Source organism: Bacillus sp. AFS041924 (assembly GCF_002577195.1).
Taxonomy (GTDB): domain Bacteria; phylum Bacillota; class Bacilli; order Bacillales; family Bacillaceae_G; genus Gottfriedia.
Genome location: NZ_NULG01000049.1, coordinates 20,535 through 27,646 on the forward strand (window position 1 = coordinate 20,535; position 7,112 = coordinate 27,646).

Annotated in this window: 7 protein-coding genes; 2 read left to right on the plus strand and 5 right to left on the minus strand. The window is 36.0% G+C overall.

Annotated features, from left to right (window positions below; all coding sequences use genetic code 11):
• Positions 1-205: 205 nt before the first annotated feature.
• Complete coding sequence (locus COC46_RS14240) at positions 206-1,729, minus strand: fumarate hydratase (RefSeq protein WP_098810371.1); 1,524 nt, start codon at positions 1,727-1,729, stop codon at positions 206-208.
• A gap of 326 nt (positions 1,730-2,055) precedes the next feature.
• Complete coding sequence (locus tag COC46_RS22240) at positions 2,056-2,226, minus strand: SE1561 family protein (protein WP_098810373.1); 171 nt, start codon at positions 2,224-2,226, stop codon at positions 2,056-2,058.
• 198 nt (positions 2,227-2,424) lie between these two features.
• Between COC46_RS22240 and yfkAB the strand changes: the two genes are divergently transcribed.
• On the plus strand, positions 2,425-3,552 hold the full coding sequence (yfkAB, locus tag COC46_RS14255) for a radical SAM/CxCxxxxC motif protein YfkAB (RefSeq protein WP_098810374.1): 1,128 nt from the start codon (positions 2,425-2,427) through the stop codon (positions 3,550-3,552).
• A 165-nt stretch (positions 3,553-3,717) separates the two neighbouring features.
• On the opposite strand, the gene COC46_RS14260 is transcribed toward yfkAB, so the two are convergent.
• The 3 genes from COC46_RS14260 to cax form a co-directional block, all read right to left on the minus strand.
• Complete coding sequence (locus COC46_RS14260; protein ID WP_098810375.1) at positions 3,718-4,521, minus strand: YfkD famly protein; 804 nt, start codon at positions 4,519-4,521, stop codon at positions 3,718-3,720.
• Between the two features lie 90 nt (positions 4,522-4,611).
• Positions 4,612-5,220 carry a YczE/YyaS/YitT family protein gene (locus tag COC46_RS14265; RefSeq protein WP_255294908.1) on the minus strand — a complete coding sequence of 203 codons (609 nt, stop codon included), beginning with the start codon at positions 5,218-5,220 and terminating at the stop codon, positions 4,612-4,614.
• A 25-nt stretch (positions 5,221-5,245) separates the two neighbouring features.
• Complete coding sequence (gene cax, locus COC46_RS14270; RefSeq protein WP_098810377.1) at positions 5,246-6,304, minus strand: calcium/proton exchanger; 1,059 nt, start codon at positions 6,302-6,304, stop codon at positions 5,246-5,248.
• A gap of 245 nt (positions 6,305-6,549) precedes the next feature.
• Here cax and COC46_RS14275 point away from each other — a divergent pair, with 245 nt between their 5' ends.
• On the plus strand, positions 6,550-6,963 hold the full coding sequence (locus tag COC46_RS14275; protein WP_098810378.1) for a pyridoxamine 5'-phosphate oxidase family protein: 414 nt from the start codon (positions 6,550-6,552) through the stop codon (positions 6,961-6,963).
• Positions 6,964-7,112 lie beyond the last annotated feature (149 nt).

A 7,112-nucleotide genomic window follows, 5' to 3' on the forward strand; every position in this document is an offset into this window, starting at 1 on the left:
AGTGGAAGTGCTTTTTGAGCTTCAATCATGTGTTTTTGATCGGAACTAAACTTTTCAGAGTCAATTTGGTTTAATATACCCCAAAATTAGATTTTTTCTTCATTTTATTTGGAGCTCAAGCACTTACAGATACCAATCAACACCACTCAAATTCAAAAACAAAAAAAGCAATGTCATCAAATGACATTGCCCTTAAACTCAATTATTAAAATACTTTCTCAGCCATAGTAGCTAACTTCTCAAGTGAGCTCTTATCTACATCCTTATGCAATGAATTACCGTGTGAATCCATTGTTACGACTGCTTTGAAGTCTTCTACTTGTAAGTGCCACATAGCTTCAGGAATACCAAATTCTAGGTAGTTTACGTCTTTTACTTCTTTAATACATTGTGAGTAGTATTGTGCTGCTCCACCGATTGCATTTAAGTAAACGCCGCCGTGCTCTTCTAGAGCTTTTAAAGTTTTTGCACCCATTCCGCCTTTACCGATTACAGCGCGAATGCCGAATTTTTTCATGATGTCGCCTTGGTATGGCTCCTCACGAATACTTGTTGTTGGACCAGCTGCTTTAATATGATATTTGCCTTCTTCATCTTTTAATACGACAGGTCCACAGTGATAAATAATTTGTCCATTTAAATCAACTGGACAATCGTGGTCTTTTAAGTGATGGTGGATTGCGTCACGTCCTGTGTACATCATGCCACTAATCGAAACAACGTCTCCAACTTTTAGTTCACGAATTTGTTCTTCCGTAATTGGCGCTACTAATTTCACTTCGCGTGGTGCTTCAGTAGTTTCATCAGTTTCATTTGTGAAGCTGATTTCTTCGCCTTCACGATATAACCAATCTGAGATTTCGCCCGTTTCAGGGTTAATTTTCATTCCTAGACGACGGAATGCCCAACAGTTATACGCTACTGATACGAAGAAACTTGCTGGTAGACGGTTCATCACACCGATTTTACAGCCAAGTAGAGTTGTTTCTCCACCAAAGCCCATTGTTCCTACGCCAAGCTTGTTAGCATTTTCCATTATATAGTCTTCCATCGCTTTAAGCTCTGGAATTGAATTTTCATCATCAGATAAACGGAATAGTTGATCTTTTGCTAGCTCGTAGCCGCTCGTACGATCTCCACCGATACCTACTCCGATGAAGCCTGCGCTACAGCCTTGTCCTTGTGCTTGGTATACGCTGTGTAAAATACATTTACGGATACCATCTAAATCACGACCTGCTTTTCCAAGCCCTTCAAGTTCACATGGTAAGCTATATTGGATGTTTTTATTTTCACATCCGCCACCTTTTAAGATCAGACGAATATCGATATAATCGCTCTCGTGTTGTTCAAATTTAACAACCGGAGTACCTGGTCCTAAGTTATTACCACTGTTTTTACCAAATAAAGAATCTACAGAGTTAGAACGAAGCTTACCATCTTTTGTAGCTTGTTCAATTGCAGCATAAATTGCTTCTTTTATTACAAGTTGGTTGACTCCAACTGGCGTTTTCACTTTAAAAGTAGGCATACCCGTATCTTGGCAAATAGGTGAAACATCGCCTTCAGCCATCATAATATTATTTGTAATCGTTTCCAATGCGATGGCACTTCTTGTACCTGCAGTTTCACTTGCCTTGGCTTGTCTAATTGCTTTACGTACATCTTTAGGTAGATTTGTTGATGTTTCTACAATTAATTGATAAATACTTTCCTGTATGTGTTGCATTTATGCTCCCCCTCGAACCCTTTATAAAAAATACTGAATGTTCCCCTCTTCATTATAATACAATTTTTAATAAACGGAATAAAAAAAGCCTAGCAGTGCTAGTTTCTAATTTGAGCCATTTTTTAAATTATTCGAGCGATTTTAACGATTAATTTGGCTGCTTTTACTAGTGATTAAGCCGCTTTCGCTACTAATTAAGGCGAACTCGCCATTGATTAAGCCGCTCTCACCATTAATTAAGCCACTTTCACAACTAATTAAGCCATGTTCACATTCTGTTCGCTTTTCCAACCAACAAACCAACAAAAAAAGCCCATTAAATGGACTCATTCTGCACGATTCACTTCACGACATTTACTTTCTAAATCATCTAAAACGGATAATAATTGATCTAATTCATCTAAGCTTACTTCTTCAGCTTCTAATGATTCGATTGTTTCCATTACTGTATTAAATCGTTCTTTAATATAAGATAATTGTTCAACTGTGTTTGACATGAAATTCTCGTCCTTTCTAATACAATTATAAATATATTATACCCTTCTTCTCCTATATATCGTAAACTTTCGACATTTTTTTAAATTTTAGGAAGTTATTTCTATACAAGGTTTAGCTTTCTTTCTTATAATAGTTGAGGAAAATTAAATTAATCTAATACTTATGGGTGCATTTTTTTAGCCTGAAGGAGTTTTCTCATGAAAAAATTATTACAGCAAATAACACCTACATATGACCCTTGGGAAGCATATTTAGATGTTGAAGAGTATGGTAAAAGCATACTGACGAATGTAGAGTTTACGACTACGACAATCTGTAACATGCGCTGTGAGCATTGTGCAGTAGGATATACTTTACAACCAAAGGATCCAAATCCACTACCAATCGAGCTAGTACTAAATCGCCTAGAAGAGATCGAAAAGCTTCGTTGTATTAGTATCACTGGTGGAGAACCGATGCTTTCAAATAAGATGTTGAACGGTTATGTTGTACCTTTATTGAAATACGCACATGAGCGCGGTGTTCGTACTCAAATTAACTCGAATCTAACGTTAGACTTTGAGCGATACGAAAAAATAATTCCTTATTTAGACGTACTCCATATCTCGCATAACTGGGGAACAGTTGATGAGTTCGTTGAAGCGGGATTTGCGATGATGGATCGTAAACCAACGTATGCTCAACGTGCAAAATTATTTGAAAATATGATTGAAAACAGCCGACGCCTGGCTGATGCGGGAGTTATGGTATCCGCTGAAACAATGCTAAATAAACGTACTCTTCCATATTTAGAAAAAATTCATCGTCAAATCATTGATGAAATGAAATGTCAACGTCATGAAGTACACCCTATGTACGCAAGTGATTTCGCTAGTACATTGGAGGTTCTGACAAAAGAAGAACTTCGTGAAGCAATTTCTAGATTACTAGATGTGCGTGATGAAAATATTTGGATGCTGTTTGGTACACTTCCATTCTATCCATGTAGCGATGATCAAAATGATTTAGACATTATTCAAAGATTATATAATAGTAAGAATGTTACGCTACGAAATGACCCTGATGGACGCTCTCGTTTAAATGTGAATGTATTTGATGGAAGCATCATCGTCACTGACTTTGGTGATGTACCTCATCTTGGAAATATTCAAACTCATAAACTTCAAGAAGCATACGATACTTGGACAGTATCAAAAACTGCAAAAGAACTAAGCTGTCATTGCTCAGCAGTTAAATGTTTAGGACCGAATATTTTAGTTAAAAACAGCTATTATCCTGAAACTGATTTTAGTCATAGAGCGACTAAGATTAATCGTACGATTTAAAAATAGGAATGCCTTCATCGGCATTCTTCAGACTGTTGACAAGCGCTCGCTTTCTTCGTTGCTTCGCCTACCTGCGGTGCTCATTACCGTNNCAGTCTGAAATCAAATTTTTAGGACTTTGTCTACACAAGAATAGGAATGCCTTCATCGGCATTCCTATTTCCATTATCTTGGTGTAGGTGTTGCTACATACCCAAATGATATATAGTCTTGAACAGGGATCCAAGCCCCTACGCCTTGTGAGACGACATTTTTTACTTGAAGTGATCGTTTGTTACCTTTTAAAATTAAATACACTTCACCAAATGTTACTTTACCTTTTTCATTTACAGCAGGCGCATAAGTATATAAGTACCCAAGTTGCTTCGGTGGTACATTATATATGCGTTCATTTTTAGTTCCTGCTCCAACTACTGTTTGATACGCTAGTGGAAGAGTCGTTTTTTCTGAAGCATCATGCATCATCAAATTAATCACATCGTCCGCATTTCTTACTTTAGCTGTTAAGCCTCCGCGAATAACTTGTTGTGAATTTTGATAATATTTTATACGCTTGTACTCTTTTGCCCCTCTATTATCTAGAAAATTAGTGTTTATTTTTTTATATTGCCAGTTGATTGTTGTTTCTTGTGATTCATAATTTAATGGCCATAATCCTAAAAAAATCTTCGCACTGTAGCCAACTGCGAACGGAGCTTTACTAACTGAAGATTCATTAAACATACGAATAAGATTTGGATTCTCAATTTTAACATTTGATGAATCGATTAACTGTTTAGCTAACCCTCCTGGCTGTAATTCTGGAAGATCTTGCGTTGGATTTGGATAAGTGTTTTCTTTTGTCACATTCGCTGCCGACCCTGGAACTTTAATTTCTGAATTTGCCGCGAAAGTTGTTTGTCCATTAGTTAAAGAAACAACTAAAGCAACTATATTTAGAAGAATGAATGGCTTAATCCATTTAGACATGTTCATGCCCCTTTCACAAATAAGGAAATTATTACTCTTAGCATGAACATTTTATGCAAATATATGTATTTCTTAAGATGAAAAGTTTTCTTATGAACTCAGCTTAATATAAAGCTTCTCAATGGGGCCTCTTATTCTTTGTAAGAATGGCCCAATCGTGAATGTGATTAATACTGTCCCAATCCCAATTGGACCTTGTAAGAGAAATGCTAAAGCTAAAGCAAACACTTCACCAATCGTTTTTGCGACCCCTAGACTTACTCCAAACCGTTTATTCAACGAGATCATTAAATCATCTATAGGACTTAAAGGAAACTTTGCTTGCAAATAAATCGCAATGCCAATCGTCATGCTTAAAATAGCTAGGACTAATTGAACAGATCTTGTAACCATATTTGCATCAAATAAATGCTCTGACTCAATCGTTAACCAAAAATCAAGAAAACGACCTATTAAAATAAATGTAATTGCCGCCAGCCATTCTGGTCTCTTCTTTTGTAAAAAGGCATTTACAAATAATAGGATTGATGAGTTTATAATAATCCAATTTCCTACTGATAACCCAAAGGTTTTTGATTCTCCAACCGCTAAGGCATCCCATGCACTAGCTCCTAGATCAGCTTTAATCGCCAGACTAATTCCTAAAGTTAAAATGAGTAATCCAATTAAATAAAACATGGTTCGTATGATAAGTTTCAACTACTCCCACCTTCAATTTTAGTTTTTATAATAAATAGAAACCGATCCCCATAATGAAATAGGCTGCTAATAAAGTTAACCCTTCAAACCAGTTTGTATCTCCATCATTCATTATCGCAATTGTTAAGAATACAGATGTAACCATTGAAACTAATTCGGGCATCGAAAAGATTAGCGGCATTCTTTCCCCTATAAATAATGAACAAATTACTAAGACTGGTGCTACGAACATGGCGATTTGTAATGATGAACCGACAGCGATTTCTACAGCTACCCCTACTTTATTTTTATAGGCCATTACAATTGCTGATGCATGCTCTGCTGCATTACCAACGATGGCAACCACGATGATACCGATAAATAGCTCAGTCCATCCAAATTTATCTCCGACTGTTGTAAATGTGTGAACTAGCTTCTCTGATACATACCCTACTGCTATAGTAGCGATGGCTAATATAATCATTGCTTTCCATTTTCCCCACTCGGCAACTTCATGTTCCTCTTCAGCTTCTTGGTTTTTAGCTACATACACCCCTCGATGAGTGACTAATTTAAAGAATAGTGCGGCTAAGTATAAGATCATTAAAACGACCGATACGCCTACACTGAGAGTCATTTCATCATCTGGAGACATGTTAACTGAAAATATTTCAGGAATGACAAAGGCTAGTACAACCGCAAAGATCAGCAATCCTGAATTATGTCTTGCATCATAAACATTGAAGCTTTGACGCTTGTATTTTAGTCCTCCAACAAAAAAGGATAGACCACCTACTAAAAGTAAGTTCCCTATTACAGATCCTGTTAATGATGCCAAAACTACTTCTGATAAACCATTTTGTAATGCAAAAATCGCAATAATTAACTCTACCGCATTACCGAACGTTGCATTTAATAGTCCCCCAATTCGTGGACCAGCAGCAATCGCTAGACTCTCCGTAGCTCTTCCCATAATACCTGCTAAAGCAATAATCGTTACACAGAAAATAGTAAATAAAAGAATTTCACCCCAATGCATTATGCTCCCAATTACCGATAACGGTACGCCGATAATAGTAATAATAAAAAATAAACGATTTGCCATATAAACCTCCTAAATAAATATCTATACAAGTATCATATGCAAAAGACTTAAAAAAATAGGTTTAAATGTAAAACAATTAACAAACACTTAAAGTGTTGATCGCTAGGTAACGCTAGCAAGCATAATTTACTTGGAATATTAAAAAGGATTATGGCGTAGAAAACTAGAATAACTTAAGTTGGAGATTTGACTGATTAGAGTATTTCTACCTGTTTGATGTCCTCAACTAGAAGGGAGTTTATGAAATGATCCAGCAAAATATTATGAAAGTATTAAAAGCAAAACAATTAGGACTATTTACAACCATTCGTGAAGACTTTCCACATAGCTGCTATATGGTATTTTTCTTTAAAGGACTAACACCATATATCGCTACAAACAAGAATTCACAAAAGGTAGATGATATAAAGAACAATCCAAATGTACATATACTACTTGGCCATGATGGCGACCGAATAGATGATAACTTTGTTGAGATATTTGCAACAGCTGAAATAATTGAAAATGCTAGTTCTGAGGAAAAAGTTTGGGATGAGGAATTAGCTAGATGGCTTGAAGGTCCTGATGATCCTAACTATGTACTCATTCAAATGAACCCTGTTAAAATCGGTTATGTTGAAAAAGCAGGAACAGAACCAAAATTTATTACTTTAACTTAAAGTACAAAAAAATCTTATCTTTAATAGGTAAGATTTTTTCATGCAGTTGAAAAAAGAACTTGTCAATTATTACAGGAAATTATCACTGATAAGTAAGTTATGTGATATTGATTTCCACTACAGGAGCTCGCTTTCCATGGGGCGAGATT